Source organism: Selenomonas dianae (assembly GCF_030644225.1).
Classification (GTDB): domain Bacteria; phylum Bacillota; class Negativicutes; order Selenomonadales; family Selenomonadaceae; genus Centipeda; species Centipeda dianae.
The window spans coordinates 1,462,428-1,477,350 of sequence record NZ_CP128650.1; the positions used below are offsets into that span (position 1 = coordinate 1,462,428).

The following is a 14,923-nucleotide window of genomic DNA, read 5'->3' on the forward strand; positions in this document are numbered from 1 at the left end:
ACATCATCATCTCTGTGTGACGATTATAACGCAGAACGGTGAAGAAAGGCTGTAACCTTTGGTACGGAAACACAGAAAAAGGACTGTCCCCGAAGAAACAGTCCTTTTTCGTCTATGTCACAGCGTCTTAAACGTAAACTCCGTTCCGTCAAAGCCAAGTTCCACCGTATCGCCGCCGCGCACATCGCCCGCGATGATCTTCTTCGAGAGCGCCGTCTCGACCGTGTGCGTCAGCAGACGGCGGAGCGGACGCGCACCGAAGTCGGGGTCGAAGCCCTCGTCCGCAAGTGCCGTAAGTGCCGCATCGTTCCACGTCAGCTGAATATCCGCCTGACGCTCAAGGCGATTGCTGAGTGCCGCGAGCATGATCGCCGCGATGCGCTTCACGTCGTCCTTTGTGAGTGCCTTGAACACAATCGTATCATCCACGCGGTTCAAGAACTCGGGGCGGAAATACTCTTTGAGGAGTGCGCGCACTGCCTGCTCCGCCTCGGCGTAGTCCTTGCTCAGAATCTCATGCGAGCCGAGATTGCTCGTCATGATGATGACGGTGTTCTTGAAGTTCACAACGCGCCCCTTGCCGTCCGTGAGCCGCCCGTCGTCAAGAATTTGCAGCAGCACGTTGAACACGTCGCGATGTGCCTTCTCGATCTCGTCGAGCAGGATGACACTGTACGGACGGCGGCGCACCGCCTCCGTCAGCTGCCCGCCCTCATCATAGCCGACGTAGCCCGGAGGCGCACCGATGAGACGCGAAACGCTGTGTTTCTCCATGTACTCGCTCATGTCGATGCGGATCATGCTCCGCTCATCGTCAAAGAGCGATTCGGCGAGCGTCTTTGCAAGCTCCGTCTTGCCCACACCCGTAGGACCAAGGAAGATAAACGAGCCGATCGGGCGGTTCGGATCCTTGATGCCCGCGCGTGCACGCAGGATTGCCTCGCTGACGGCGGTCACCGCCTCGTCCTGACCGACGACGCGCTCATGCAGCACCTCCTCAAGGTGGAGCAGCTTCTCGCGCTCGCCCGTCATCATCTTCGTTACGGGGATGCCTGTCCAGCGGCTGACGACACGCGCGATGTCCTCCTCACCGACCTCCTCCTTGAGCATCCGCTCGCCGTCCGCCTTCGCGGCAATCGCCGCCTCCTCTTCCGCGAGCTTCTTCTCCAGTTCCGGCATCTTGCCGTATTTCAGCTCCGACGCGCGTGCGAGATTCTGAGCGCGCTCCGCCGCCTCCATCTCGCCGCGCAGCTCGTCCATCTCCTTCTTGATGGCACGTACGCGCAGGATGGACTGCGTCTCCTCCTCCCACTTCGCTTGGAGTTTCGCTTCCTCGGCGTGCAGCTGCTCCTTCTCCGCAACAAGAGCGGCAAGTTTTTCCTTCGATGCCTCGTCCGTCTCCTTTTTCAGAGCCTCCTCCTCGATGTCGAGCTGGAGGATCTTGCGCCGGATCTCGTCGAGCGGTGCGGGCATGGACTCGATCTCCGTGCGCAGCTTTGCCGCCGCCTCATCGACGAGGTCGATTGCCTTGTCCGGCAGGAAACGGTCGGAGATATAGCGGTCGGAGAGTGTCGCCGCCGCCACGAGTGCCGCGTCGCGGATACGCACGCCGTGATGCACCTCATAGCGCTCCTTGAGTCCACGCAGAATCGAGACCGTATCCTCCACGCTCGGCTCACCGACCATGACCGGTTGGAAGCGGCGTTCGAGCGCCGTATCCTTCTCGATGTACTTGCGGTACTCGTTCAGCGTCGTCGCACCGATACAGCGCAGTTCGCCGCGTGCAAGGAGCGGCTTCAACAGGTTGCCCGCATCCATCGCGCCCTCTGCTGCGCCCGCGCCGACAACCGTATGCACCTCGTCGATGAAGAGCAGTATCTGCCCCTCGGACTTTGCAATCTCGTTCAGCACGCCCTTGAGGCGTTCCTCGAACTCGCCGCGGAACTTCGCGCCCGCGACCAGTGCGCCCATGTCGAGCGAGTAGAGCGTCTTGTTCTTCAGCGACTCGGGTACATCCCCCGCCACAATGCGGCGGGCAAGCCCCTCGACAATCGCCGTCTTGCCGACGCCCGGCTCACCGATGAGCACAGGGTTATTTTTGGTACGGCGCGAGAGAATCTCAATCGAGCGGCGGATCTCCTCATCGCGCCCGATCACGGGGTCGAGCTTGTTCGCGCGTGCCGCCGCCGTCAGATCGCGCCCGTATTTTTCGAGCGACTGATAGCCCTCCTCTGGGTTGTCGCTCGTGACGTTCTGCTTGCGATGTTTCTGGATCGCGTCCTGCACCGCACTCTTCGTCAGCCGGAACTCACGCGCGATGCCCTGCACCGCATCGCTCCCGTCCGTGACAAGTGCGAGCAGCAGGTGCTCAGTCGAAACGTACTCGTCCTTCATCGACTTTGCCAGTTCCTCAGCGCGTCCGAGTACACGCACCATGTCCATCCCCATGCCGAGACGATTCGTCCCATGCACACTCGGAATGGCGGCAAGCTCCTTTTCGAGCCGCGCCTTGAGCAGCGGCAGATCAACCCCGCAGACATCAAAAATTGTTGCAAGCAGTCCCTCCGGCTCCTTCGCAAGTGCAAGCAGTACGTGCGTTGATGTGATTTCCTGATGATAGCGCATCGCCGCAATCTGCTGTGCCGATTGCAGAGCTGCGAGCGTCCGCGCTGTGTATTTATCCTGTTCCATCATGTGTCCCTCCATCGAATATTTGTCTTTATGAACCCATTATAGCAGTTAAAGTCAAAAAGTCAAATACTTTCTTTGATTTTTTGACTTTTATTTTTCAGAAAAGGCTTCGACGAAAATTCGACGAAGCCACAACTGCCTAATTCTGTGATAACTATTATGAAAGAATACGAGCTACGATGCTCCTAAGCAAACCCTAGTGGAGCAAGCGAGAAAATACTGACCTGTCCAAGAAGCAAGTCCGCAGGACAAAGCTGATTGGGTAACAGGTCGCATGGGAAAACGTCCCAAGAACACGAGCGTTAGCGACGTGTGATTGGATGACGTTGACCGCTTGCGCGGTACGCCCCGTCGGATTTCTTTCGTTCAAGCGAAGCGCGTTTAAGAAGTCCGACGGTATTTGAGCGTACAAGCGCACGAACGCTTGCGCAACTAAGTGTTTGCGTGGAGCACGTAGCCCGTAAGCTTTGACACAGATTCAACATTTAGATCATATTCTTTTTATAGGTATCGTAAAGCTCCTTGAGCTCCTCCATCTTCGCGTACATCTCGATCTGCAGGGCGGATGCCGTCGGATAGTCGCCGTCACCCAGTGCCTTGATGAGCAGCGTAAAGAGCGCCTTGTCGTCGATTGTGTCCTTCGCGAGATAGATGCGCAGGTCATGGATCTTGTTCCACATATAGGCATCCTGATCCGTCACGAAATTGCTCTTGATCTCCACCATGCGGCGGACGATGTTGCGGTTCTCGGGGATGATGCGGCTGATGAGCTCGATCTTCCAGCGCAGGAGCGCTCCCGTGCGGAACGAGTCGATGATCTGCGGGCGGATTGTATGCGCCGCCGTGAGCACCGCCACTTTCTCGGGATAGAGGTCAAAGCCGAGCATATTCTCCCACACCGTCGCGGGCGGTTTCCCGAAGCGTGCGTCGCGCTCGTCCGCCGTGTAGTGCTCGAATACGTCCTCCTCGCTCCGATAGGCACGGTCGGTTTCGAGATAAAAGCCCTTCTCCCCCGGCTGCTTCGACAGCTCGCCGAGAAGTTCTGCCGTACTGCGTCCCGCCGAATGCTTGATGCCGTCGAGAATCGCAAGATAAGATGCGGCAATGACAAGGTAGGTATTGGAATACGGATTTGTTGCACGCAGCTCGAACCGCGTCGCGAGCGGATTTTTGAGATCGCGGATGAGACTCACAAGCACCGTGCGGTTGCGCGACGGGATCGCGGGCGATGCGCCAAACGAGGTGACGACACAGACCGGAGCCTCAAAGCCGGGCTTCAGACGATTGAACGCGTCGTTCGTCGCCGAAACAAACGGGTTGATCGCCTCGTAGTTCTTGAGCAGCCCCATGAGCGCACCGTAGCCGACCGCATTCATATAGTCCGCGTTCTGATCGTCTGCGGCAAAGAGGCTGTGCCGCTTGCCGTCCTTCGTGATCGCGGCAAGGCTCAGATGCGTGTGCTCGCCGTTGCCCGCAAGCCCGATCAGCGGCTTTGCCTTGAAGTTGACCTCAAGCCCGTAAAGACGGAAGATCTCACGGACAAACGTGCGCACAAACAGCTCATTGTCCGCCGCCTGCACAGCACTGTCATACTGCCAGTCAATCTCGATCTGCTCGCAGACGTGCGTCATGCGGCCGCTCTCGTCGATCTGCGCCTTGAGCCCGCCGACCTCCTTGTGTCCCATCTCCATGTGGAAGCCATATTTGTCAAGTTGGATGATGCAGTCCTCAAGCGCCGTGCGCACCGCACCGTGCGTGCGCTCCCAATACTGTTCGTTCATCACCTGTGAGGCGGACATCTCCTCGATGGAAGCATTGTCGTCGAGCGGGGTCTTGACCCAGAACTCAAGCTCTGTCGCCGATGTAAACGCAATGTCCACAATGTCCGCACCGTTCAGAGAGGGCGCCCCCGAGATCTTCGGATTGGCATGGAAGAAGTCGAGAAGTTCCGCTTTCACATAGGCGAGCGTATCCACGAGCACCGCACGCGAGTCGACGCGCTTCTCCTCGTGGATGATGAACGAGGGAATCCGCAGCGTCCCGATGGGCAGCCCCGTCTCCTCATCCGCGCCCTCGGGATCGTAGTCCACAAACCAGTTAACCGCAGGATCAATCGGCAGATCCACCTTCGCATTGTTGATCGTCGCGATCTTCGGCAGAACCACGGAGGAGCCGTCTGTCTGCACGGCAGTTCCGTTGTAGAATTTCTCAATGTCCTCAATGAAGATCCGCACGGGAATCTTCTCGTCCGTATCGTTGCCCGCCATGTCGATACCGACGAGCGAAACAAAACGTACCTCCGGATGTGCCTTGAGCTGGCGAATCACCTCTTCGCGCGGGGTATTGGCAGGAATTTTATAGAGAAGCTCGTTCATCTTTGCGTACCACCCTTTTTCTAAAAAGAATGCCGAACAGATCCCCTGTCCGCACGGCAAAAGCATACGCGCTCATCTTACCATTTTTCGGAGGTCGTTGTAAAGATATTGAGAAGAAGTAATCATTAATCCCCCATTTATTGACGAAGATTCACCATACAAATACAATAGATCATAAAGACACAGAGAAAAAGAGGCCGATCCCCATGAAAACTAAAATGGACGTAGATTGGGCGTGGATCCGCGCACACCTGCCGAGAGAACTTGCAGATCGGGACATCAGCATTTTTGACGGCTATTACCTAGATGGTCTGAACGTCATGTCGGAGGGCGAGCGCAGCGATCCGGACACACTGGAATATGCACCGCGCGACGCAAAGGATCTTCGCCTATGGCAGTTCGATCGTGTTTGTGCGTCGCTCGGCTATGCACTGGAACGAGAGCACCGCACGGAAAATGCAAAAAAATGGCGCTATGTCAGACTGCGTGCCGAGCGCGGCAAATGGCTCTACGCAGAGCGGCGATCGTATGTCTATAACGCCATCGAGGATACGCGGCTCGCAGCCTTTGAGCTCCATCTGCACCTCATCCGCCCCATCTTTCCACCGGAGCGATTTGAAGAACGCGTACAGGAGTACGTCCGTCTGATGAACCGCTGGTACCGCACACCGCATTGGGACTTTGACCGAAATGCAGGCTGCTTCATCGAGATCAGCGACGCAAAGGAATACGCCGACGACACAGACGGCACGGAGGAACCACGGGCAGGATCCGTGATACAAATACGGAGTTGACGCGCGTGGAGACCAACGCACAGAGAGGATGACTGCCATGAACATTTCCATACGCATCGTACAGCTAAAAGGCAGGACATACGAGCTTGCCCGTCGTTTTCCCGCTGCCGTTTTCTGGCAGACGGTTCTGTTCCTCGTCGGCGCAGCGGCGATCCTCCTGCGCCCCGATGACAGCGCATGGTATGCTGAGAACAACGTCCTTTTCGAGCATCTCATGCGCCTCATGCCCGCCATCTTCGCCGCATGGCTGACGGCGGCGGCGTGCCGCCTCCTCACCGAACTTTGCCCCGTGAAAAGCCCCTTGCTGCTGAGTGGCGCGTGCTCCGGCGTTCTGTTTGCCCTGCTCGCATACATATGGTACGGCGTAGCGATGCCGAGCAGACACCTCGTCATCGGGACAGAGGGCGTGTGCCTTGCACTCGCATTCCTCGCCCTCTTTCTCCTCGAACGCATCAACAGAGCGCCGGGACTCCCCGCCCTCCTCTTTGCCGTAGGCTTTTCCCTCGGAACGAGCATCCTGTTCTTCCTCGGACTGGTACTCTGCACCGCCGCCTTTTGGTCGCTGATCGTCACCGATGCCGCCCCATGGATAACAGAGACCTCCTATTGGTTCGCCGGACTGATCGCCTATGGTGCTTGGGGACTCGGCGCATTCCTCGGCACACTGCCAAAGGCGGACGCTCCCCACCTGCTTTCAGCCACCGAACAAAAGATACTCCTCTACCTCTTTTTCCCCGTCTATCTTCTGCTGCTTCTCGTCCTCTACCTCTACGTCGGCAAGATCATCGGCGCAGGCGAGATGCCCGTCGGCACAATGAATTGGTACGCCTCGTTCGCCCTTCTCGGCTTTACCTTATTGCCGTCAGTCGAGCCGAGGACGGCTCTATCGTCTGGGACAGTGCAAGCGGATTTGTACTCATACGTTAGGGAAGCACTGATAAATTCAGCGCCGCCATCTTGACGCATCTTTTTTGCCCGCACTGTGTCGGCAAATCCTCCACATAGCTTTGGCTATGCGTCCGGTTTGCCTCCTTGTTCGGACGAAAAAATCTACGCCAATCTGACGGACTTCATTTTATCAGCAATTCCCTAGAAAGCACTCCCCTGTTCAATCCGTGCGATCGTGCCGTGTTATCAGCGATACCCAAAAAGGCTGCTGCACGAGGACAAAACCGTCTTCGTGCAGCAGCCTTTTGCATAGGAGTTATCTGTGCTTCCTCAGGTCTTATAGTGATTGATGTCTGCCGAGAACGCCGTCGTGACCTCCTTGAACTGCTTGATTTTTTCCATCATATCCTGCAGCTTCAGATTATGCGTGTGCATAGCGGCGTTCACCTCCTCGGTGGAGGCGGAGTTTTGCTCTGCCATAGAAGCGATATGTTCGACCTTGCTGAGAACATCTTCCATATTCGTCATCTCGGTTTTGAGCTGCTCGATGATGCCCGATATACTTCCCGACACACCGCGAATGTTGTCGATGTACTGATTGTTCCCCTCGACGACGCGGACGAGCTGATTGCTCTCACGCTCCAAGACCTCATATTCCTCGTTGACCGAAGCGACGACCTCATTGATGATCCGCGTTACCGCCATGACATCGGTCGTGATGACCTCGGCGTGTCCCTGCGACTGCTCGGCAAGTTTTCGGACTTCCTCGGCGACGACGCTGAACCCGCGCCCCTGCTCACCTGCCCGTGCCGCTTCGATCGCTGCATTGAGGGCGAGCAGGTTCGTTTGCCCTGCGATATCCGTCACCAGCCCCGTGATCGCCATGATCTTCTCCGTCGCCTCTCTGAGCGACTCGACCTCCTGCCTCACGACCGTGAATTTTTCCATACTGTGATTGAGGTTCGTACTGGACGCCCGTACCTTGCTGAAACCCTCGTGGATATTGTTGACGGCGTAATTCAGCTCATCGTTATTCTTGACCTGCTCATTGACGACCGATTGCAGCGCTTTCATATTATCGTTGAGGAAATCTGCCACGGATATGGTATTCTCCGCCCCTACCGTAGCACCGTCGGCGACCTCGTTGATAACACCAGCGATGTCCCCCGAGGCACTCCCCATATTCTCTGCCAACCCGTCAAAGTCAATGCCATACCGCCGCAGTTCGTCCCCTGTCCCCTTGAACCCCGTAAAGTTCGCCTGCATCTGCCTACGGTACTTAATCAGCTTATCATTGATCCGCTCGAACACGTCGCCTGAGCGAAGCGTCAGCGCGTCGAAATATTTGTGTTCGACCAGCTGATCAATTTCTTTTTCAATCGCTCCGAGAGGACGCAGGAGGACACTGGCGCCGAGCGCGGCAAACAGCCCTCCGCACGCAGGAAGGACGAACGTCTTCCACGAAACATCACCGAGGCTTATCAGCACGGATAAAATCAGCGTCCCTGCAAACGTCAGCAGACCAATGCCACCCGACAGCGAGCCGGTAAAGGCGACGAGCTTATTGATGCCAAAATTTTTCTCTCGGAAGATCGGCTTTTCAAAGGTGAGCTTCAGCTTCATATGCGTGGCGGTCTGTTCCTGAACTTCGACCCCGAGTTTTTCCTTGAAATACTCTGCCGAACCGTTGAGCAGCCCGCGAAAATAGTCCAGAAGCCCCCGATTCGAGTCATAGGTAAATACCGCCTCGTATTCCGAAATCGGCGTCATAATGAGCTGAGGCGGTTTTGCGCCCGCAATCTTTTTCACGATCTCTACATGAATATCATACGTCGATGCCAAGAATGTATATAGATTTTTATTCGCGAAAAACGACGGATACACACGCGCAAAGGACTTGATATTATCGCGTCCCATTTCATACCAAATATCTCGAACAGACAGACCATTCGCCTTGCTGAGCGTTTCCATCAGGCGTTTGATCGTGCCGTCATCGACATCCTCAAGTGGCAAAAAGAGCCGATCCGGCTCCCAGCCCATCTCCTGCATAACCCCGTCAACCAACGTGCTGCCCCAAAGCTCACGCGACGTACTAATCCAAGTGGCGACTACAGTACCTTTCATACAACAGAGCCCTCCCAAACTCATTTACATAATCTATCCCAATCTGCATTATAGGACATTTGTAGGAAGAAGAAAAGTAATTTCACATTTTTTTCGAGAAAATAAGATGGATAAATGGAATCCTTATGTTCGATTCCACGCGCACAGCCGCCGCTCCATCCAATCAAGCAGGATAAACAGGAGCAGTCCCATCGCGCTGAGAACGACGATGCCCGCATACATATCGAGGTAGTTCACGCGCAGCCATGCGTCCATGATGTAGTAGCCGATACCGTACTGCGTCCCGAACGTCTCCGTGAAGAACAGGACGGAGATCGCTGTCGCCATCGCCACGCGCACCGCTGTGATGAACTTCGGCAGGGAGGCGGGCACGATGATGTGGCGCACGATCTGAAAGAATGATGCACCGAGGACACGCAGCGGCGCATACGTCTCTGAGGGAATCGCAGCAACGGCATCGCGTACGGCGACGACGACCTGAAAGACGATGATAAGAAAGACGAGGATCAGCTTGCTCGTCTCCCCCACGCCAAAAAGAAGCATCACCACGGGCAGCAGTGCAATCTTCGGTACGGGATAGGTCAGATAGAGGACGGGGGCAAAGAAACAGTTCACGCGCGGGAAATGCCCCATGAGCACCCCTGTCGGATAACCCACGGCGACAGCAGCACAAAGACCAAGTACAATGCGCATGAGACTATAGCCCGCATGAACGGCAATCGTTTCGGGGAATTTCGCCGCAAGGCGCAGCGCTACCTGCGCGGGCGACGGGATCACAGGCATTTGGAGAAGATACGACAGCCCCGCCCAGAGCGCGATACAGAAACATACGCCAAGCGCGAACATCCGCAGTGAAATCCTGTTCATGGCACAGTGTCCCCCGCAATCCTTGCACGCAGCTCCTGCCCCATGGCAAAGAAGTTCTGTGAGGAGCGGCGGGCGAGATCACCCGCAAACGGGTTGTCGATGATCGCGGTGATCCGTCCCGGTGTGCCTGTCATGACGGCAATCCGACGCGCAAGCGTCAGCGCCTCCTCGACATAATGCGTCACAAGTATGGTAGTGACTGCGTGCTTCTTCCAGAGCGATAGAAAGACCTCCTGCATGGACTCTCGTGTAATCGTATCAAGCGCGGAGAACGGCTCGTCCATGAGGAGGAGGTCGGGTGCAAGCAAAAAGACACGCGCCAGACCCACGCGCTGCTGCTGTCCGCCCGAGAGCTCGCGCGGATAGCGGTCGAGCAGTTCGCTCAGACCGAGATCCGCAACAAGCACATCGTATGCCGCCATCCGCTCTGCGCTCCACTCGCCCTTGATCTCTGCTCCGAGCAGAATGTTTTCGCGCACGGTCTTCCACGCGAGCAGTCCGTAGTTCTGCGGCAGGAAGCCGATGCGCAGCGTGCGCGGATCAATGGGGGTGCCCGCACTCGTCACCGTACCCGCCGTCGGACGGATCAGACCTGCCGCCACGCGCAGCAGCGTTGACTTGCCGCAACCCGATGCACCGATGAGTGCGAGCACCGTTCCCCGCTCCACACAGAGCGAGGTATCCGCCAGCGCGTGTACGGCATCCGCCCCCGCTCCATAGTCCACAGACACCCCCGAAAAGCACAACACGCCACCACTCCTCTCTCCTATCGGCGATCCCTTACGTTCCATATTTTATCAGTGATTCCCAAGAATTTCAATCCATCTTCAGCGTCCTCCGAGATAGCGGTTTCACTTGCTGCAAATCTATGGTATACTTCTTTATGTTTCACAGGAATACAGGAGGAAATCATTGTGCGGATCGTAATTGCAGGTGCGGGCAGACTTGGCTACAGCATCGCGGCACTGCTCTCGGAGGAGGGCATGGATGTCGTCGTCGTGGACGGCGAGGACAGTCAGCTCGAAGCGGCAAAGACGACGCTCGATGTGCTGACGATCGAGGCGAATATCGCAAGCCCGCTCACGATGAACGATCCCGACATCAATAGTGCAGACATTCTCATCGCCGTGACGGACAGCGACGAGGTGAACATCGTCGCCTGCGTGCTCGCAAAAAAACACGGCATCGCGCATACAATCGCACGCATCCGCGATATGAGTTTCACGGTGGAGGCGGGGCGCTATCTCAAGGAAAATTTCGACATCGACCTCGTGCTCAACCCCGAGCTCATCACGGCAAACGAAATCAACCGCATCCTCATGACCCCCGCCGCACTCAATGTGGAGGACTTCGCGCAGGGCAAGGTGCGCCTCTTTGAAACGCGCATCCGACGCCGCTCCGCCATTGCACGCAAGGCGCTCAAAGAACTGACGCTGCCGCACGGGATACTCGCGGGTCTGATCTTCCGCGATCACCGCATGATTATCCCGCACGGCGACGACGTATTTCTCCCGGGGGACAATGCCTACTTCATCGGTCTGCCCGACCGCATCGAGGAGTTCAGTCAGAGCCTCGTGCCGAGCGATACGCACAAACTGACGCGTGCCGCCATCATCGGTGCAGGACGGACGGGACGCGCACTCGCACTCATGCTTGAGCGGCAGGGCGTACAGGTAAAGGTGATCGACCGAAACCGTGAGCGCTGTGAACTGCTCGCGGAAAAACTGACGGCGGGGCTTGCGATTTGCGGGGACGGGACGGACATCGACCTCCTGACGGAGGAGGGTGTCGCCGAGGCGGATGTCATCGTCTGCCTGACGGAGGATGACAAGCTGAATCTGATGCTTGCGCTTCTTGCCCGCCATCTCTCGGACAATAAGATCAAGACGGTGGTGCGCGTGGATCGCAACGAATACATCGACCTCATGGAGAAGGTCGGTGTCAACATCGCACTCTCGGCGCGTCTGCTCTCGGCGAGCGAGGTGCTTGCCTATGCACGCGGCGGCGACGTGACGCGCGTGACCCTCCTTGAGGGCGCACGTGCGGAGGCTCTTGAGGTGATCGTCGGCGCAGGTGCGCCTGTCGTTGGGAAAAAACTGATGAATGCGCGGCTTCCGCGCGAATGTCTGGTATGCGCCTATGTGCGCGGCGAGGAGGCCGCGATCCCGAACGGCATGACCGAGCTTCTGCCAGGTGACCGCGTCATTCTCTTTGTTCTAAAGAGTTTCGCAAAGAAGGCGCTTGCCTATTTTGGAGACGACTGATGCGTTTTGATCTGTTTTGGGTGCTGATGGGGCGCACGGCTTATGTCTTTGCACCGCTTTACCTCATCCCGTTTGCCTATGGATTCGCATACGGGGATCCGCTTGCCGGCTCATTTCTCGCGCTCGGCGTTCTGACTGCCATTCTCGGCATGGTGTTCGGAAATATGGGACGCAGTCATATGCGTCAGCTTTCAGTAGAGGAGGGGACACTGTTCCTTCTTTTTGTCTGGCTTCTGCTCGCTGTGCTCGGGATGCTGCCGTTTCATCTGGCAGGACTGCACCTTTCGCCCGTCGATACGTTCTTCGAGTGCATCTCTGCCCTGACAACCACGGGCATGACAGCTCTATACGGGACACTGCCCCCCACCCTCATCCTCTGGCGGGCTCTCATGAGCTGGTTCGGCGGGCTGCTCTTCATTGTGATTCTCGTATCGGTGCTGCCCGTTGTGGGCGGGTGTTTCGGCATGGATTTCAATGTGCGTCAGGAACGCCTCTTCAGTCCGCTCTGGAATCGCATGACGCGTCCCATGCGCGAAATGACGATACTCTACATCTCAATTACAGGCATTTCCGTCTTGATCTATCTCGCGGCGGGTGATGCGGTTTTCCCCGCCCTCATCCTCGCACTCTTTACGATCTCCTCGGGCGCAGGTCCCATGACGGGCGGTCTTGCGCCGCTCCCTTCCCTGATGCTGGGAGCAGGCATTGTATCCCTGCTCTCGGCGCTGCCGCTGCTCACGCTCCGGCAGTTCTTTCGCCGCCGATCCGGAGTCAGACTGACACGCCATATGGAGCTGCGCTCCTTCTTTGCACTCCTGCTCGCTGCAGGAGTGCTGCTCTCTGTGCTTCCCATGCTGCACGGCACACAGTCCGCTGCAGACGCAGTTGCCTACGGTTTTTTTTATGCCATTTCCTTTCTTTCGACGAACGGTCTGATGCTGCAGGACGAGATTTCCTTTCACGGCGGCTCTGAACTTCTGCTCATCCTGCTTGCTGTCATCGGTGGCTGTATGGGTTCGGCGGCAGGAGGATTCCGCATCTCGCGTGTGCTCGTCCTCTTCTCGCTTGCATGGACGGAGCTGCTGCGGACGCTGCATCCACGCATGGTGTTTGCCGTGCGGCAGGGCGGAGAGATCATTCCCCTGCACTCTGCGGGACGCATTCTCGTGCTCGCGTTTATCTTCGCCGCCGTCTTTTCGATCAGCAGTCTCCTCATCGCCCTTGCGGGGCTCAGTCCTATCGAAACAATTGCATTGACGGTCTCGTGTCTTACGACGACGGGAGGGGTTTCCTCTCTCGTGGGATCCGACACCGCTGCGGCTCTGCCTGTCTGGACAAAACTGATCTGCGCGTTCCTCATGATTCTCGGACGCATCGAGCTCTTTGCATTTTTTCTCTTTGTCGGTTCTCTCCTTGAGGACACAGGACATAATTGGTAACAATATATGAACATCTACACGGTCAACTATATTCTCTCGCGCCTCTCATTCGCAATGACAGCGGCTCTCACAATCCCCCTTGCCCTTGCAGTCTACGGAAATGAGCCAAGCCGCGGGGCGTTCATGCTGTCCGTCCTGTTGAGTGCATTCCTCGGTGTCGGCTTTCGCCGCTACGGAAAGCCTGCCGAGGAGCTGACGGCACGCGAGGGCATTGCGATCACGGCGTTTGGATGGTTCACGGGGACATTTCTCGGGATGCTTCCCTATCTCCTCGGCAACTACCTCGGCTTTCTCGACGCACTCTTTGAAAGTATCTCGGGGTTTACGGGAACGGGGGCGACGGTATTCTCCTCGCTCGGACATCTCCCCTACAGCATCCTCTTCTGGCGCATGATGACGGCATGGATCGGGGGGCTTGGCATCATCGTCATATTCATCGCGCTCCTGCCGCAGTCCGGCGCAAGTATGGTCTATATGTATAACGCCGAGGGCGCAGGTCCGACGATGGATCGCGTCATGCCGCGCCTACGTGATATGACAATAGCACTCTTTAAGATCTACTTTGTATTTACGGCAGTCACAACCCTCATCTTTATGCTCTGCGGTGTGGAGTTCAGGATCGCCATCACACACGCAATGTCAACGATTGGGACGTGCGGTTTTTCGACATACGACGACAGCACAATGCACTTTCACAGTCTCGCATTCGAGCTGTGGACTGCCCTCTTCATGTTCCTCGCGGGCGGCAGCTTCTCCCTCTACTACCGCGCATGGATCAAGGGACCGCTTGTCATTTTCCGCAATACGGAGTTTCGCACCTATCTTTATATCATCCTCACTGCGATGTTCCTCGTCGCACTCAATCTCATCATCGAGATGGGAATGGATGGGACGGCGGCGGCACGCGCTGCAATCTTTCAAGTGACATCACTCTCGACGACAGGCTTTGTCTCGGCAGACTTTGAAACATGGCCGACGTTTTCAAAGCTGCTGCTGCTCCTCCTTATGACCATCGGCGGCTGCGCAGGCTCGACCGCGAGCGGGATCAAGGTCGCACGCATCATCCTGCTCGTTCGCAATGCACGCGCCGTGATCCTCCAAAAGCTGAACCCGAACCGTGTCGTCGACATTTCTCTCGGCGGGGCTCATGTGGACAGCGCGATGCTCCTGCGTGTGGGGACGTTCTTCTTCCTCTATCTTGCGATCATCTTTGTAACGGCGTTTCTCCTCACGATGGATGGTCTCCTGCCGTTCGATGCCGTCGCCGTCGCCGTCACAACGCTCGGAAACATCGGTCCTGCGTTCGGCATTGTGAGTGCAACCTCCACCTACGCGCCGCTCTCGGACTTCGTAAAGGCGGTCCTCTGTCTCTCCATGCTGCTCGGACGGCTGGAAATATTTACACTCCTGATCCTCCTGCGCCCCTCGTTCTGGCGCAAGACGAAACGATGGTAACAGCGGCACGACTGAAGAAAGCGCTG

The 14,923-nt window shown here is 56.8% G+C and carries 10 protein-coding genes; 5 read left to right on the forward strand and 5 right to left on the reverse strand.

Features of this window, described 5'->3' with window-relative positions; translation table 11 throughout:
- Positions 1–117 precede the first annotated feature (117 nt).
- Complete coding sequence (clpB, locus tag QU667_RS07220) at positions 118–2,691, reverse strand: ATP-dependent chaperone ClpB (protein WP_304986544.1); 2,574 nt, start codon at positions 2,689–2,691, stop codon at positions 118–120.
- A gap of 485 nt (positions 2,692–3,176) precedes the next feature.
- A complete protein-coding gene (locus tag QU667_RS07225; RefSeq protein ID WP_304986545.1) occupies positions 3,177–5,066 on the reverse strand; it encodes a type I glutamate--ammonia ligase in 1,890 nt (629 codons plus the stop codon).
- A gap of 206 nt (positions 5,067–5,272) precedes the next feature.
- Between QU667_RS07225 and QU667_RS07230 the strand changes: the two genes are divergently transcribed.
- Both QU667_RS07230 and QU667_RS07235 read left to right on the forward strand, forming a co-directional pair.
- Positions 5,273–5,860, forward strand: a complete 588-nt coding sequence (locus tag QU667_RS07230; RefSeq protein ID WP_304986546.1) for a hypothetical protein — start codon at positions 5,273–5,275, stop codon at positions 5,858–5,860.
- A gap of 37 nt (positions 5,861–5,897) precedes the next feature.
- Positions 5,898–6,821 (forward strand): DUF4153 domain-containing protein, encoded by a 924-nt coding sequence (locus QU667_RS07235; protein ID WP_304986547.1) that lies wholly within the window; start codon positions 5,898–5,900, stop codon positions 6,819–6,821.
- 257 nt (positions 6,822–7,078) lie between these two features.
- Here the strand turns inward: QU667_RS07235 and QU667_RS07245 are convergent, their stop codons facing one another.
- The 3 genes from QU667_RS07245 to QU667_RS07255 form a co-directional block, all read right to left on the reverse strand.
- On the reverse strand, positions 7,079–8,872 hold the full coding sequence (locus QU667_RS07245; RefSeq protein WP_304986548.1) for a methyl-accepting chemotaxis protein: 1,794 nt from the start codon (positions 8,870–8,872) through the stop codon (positions 7,079–7,081).
- A gap of 123 nt (positions 8,873–8,995) precedes the next feature.
- Positions 8,996–9,739: an ABC transporter permease gene (locus QU667_RS07250; RefSeq protein WP_304986549.1), complete on the reverse strand. Its 744-nt coding sequence runs from the start codon at positions 9,737–9,739 to the stop codon at positions 8,996–8,998.
- Entirely contained in the window at positions 9,736–10,530 is a 795-nt protein-coding gene (locus QU667_RS07255; protein ID WP_304986550.1) for an ABC transporter ATP-binding protein, read from the reverse strand. The genes QU667_RS07250 and QU667_RS07255 overlap by 4 nt, the downstream gene beginning before the upstream one ends.
- 123 nt (positions 10,531–10,653) lie before the next feature.
- Here QU667_RS07255 and trkA point away from each other — a divergent pair, with 123 nt between their 5' ends.
- From trkA to QU667_RS07270, 3 genes are read left to right on the forward strand one after another with little or no spacing between them, the layout of a single operon-like run.
- Positions 10,654–12,003: a Trk system potassium transporter TrkA gene (gene trkA, locus QU667_RS07260; RefSeq protein ID WP_304986551.1), complete on the forward strand. Its 1,350-nt coding sequence runs from the start codon at positions 10,654–10,656 to the stop codon at positions 12,001–12,003.
- Positions 12,003–13,442, forward strand: a complete 1,440-nt coding sequence (locus QU667_RS07265) for a TrkH family potassium uptake protein (RefSeq protein WP_304986552.1) — start codon at positions 12,003–12,005, stop codon at positions 13,440–13,442. Before trkA ends, QU667_RS07265 begins: the two co-directional genes overlap by 1 nt.
- Positions 13,443–13,448: 6 nt before the next feature.
- The gene (locus tag QU667_RS07270; protein WP_304986553.1) at positions 13,449–14,897 is read left to right on the forward strand and encodes a TrkH family potassium uptake protein; all 1,449 of its coding nucleotides are present in this window, start codon (positions 13,449–13,451) and stop codon (positions 14,895–14,897) included.
- The last annotated feature ends 26 nt before the right edge of the window (positions 14,898–14,923 follow it).

Bases quoted from the DNA above. Each gene is read 5' to 3' on its own strand.
- QU667_RS07255 (WP_304986550.1), bottom strand. From the start codon at position 10,530: ATGGAACGTAAGGGATCGCCGATAGGAGAGAGGAGTGGTGGCGTGTTG.
- clpB (WP_304986544.1), bottom strand. From the start codon at position 2,691: ATGGAACAGGATAAATACACAGCGCGGACGCTCGCAGCTCTGCAATCG.
- QU667_RS07245 (WP_304986548.1), bottom strand. From the start codon at position 8,872: ATGAAAGGTACTGTAGTCGCCACTTGGATTAGTACGTCGCGTGAGCTT.
- QU667_RS07230 (WP_304986546.1), top strand. From the start codon at position 5,273: ATGAAAACTAAAATGGACGTAGATTGGGCGTGGATCCGCGCACACCTG.
- QU667_RS07270 (WP_304986553.1), top strand. From the start codon at position 13,449: ATGAACATCTACACGGTCAACTATATTCTCTCGCGCCTCTCATTCGCA.
- QU667_RS07265 (WP_304986552.1), top strand. From the start codon at position 12,003: ATGCGTTTTGATCTGTTTTGGGTGCTGATGGGGCGCACGGCTTATGTC.
- QU667_RS07235 (WP_304986547.1), top strand. From the start codon at position 5,898: ATGAACATTTCCATACGCATCGTACAGCTAAAAGGCAGGACATACGAG.
- QU667_RS07250 (WP_304986549.1), bottom strand. From the start codon at position 9,739: ATGAACAGGATTTCACTGCGGATGTTCGCGCTTGGCGTATGTTTCTGT.
- QU667_RS07225 (WP_304986545.1), bottom strand. From the start codon at position 5,066: ATGAACGAGCTTCTCTATAAAATTCCTGCCAATACCCCGCGCGAAGAG.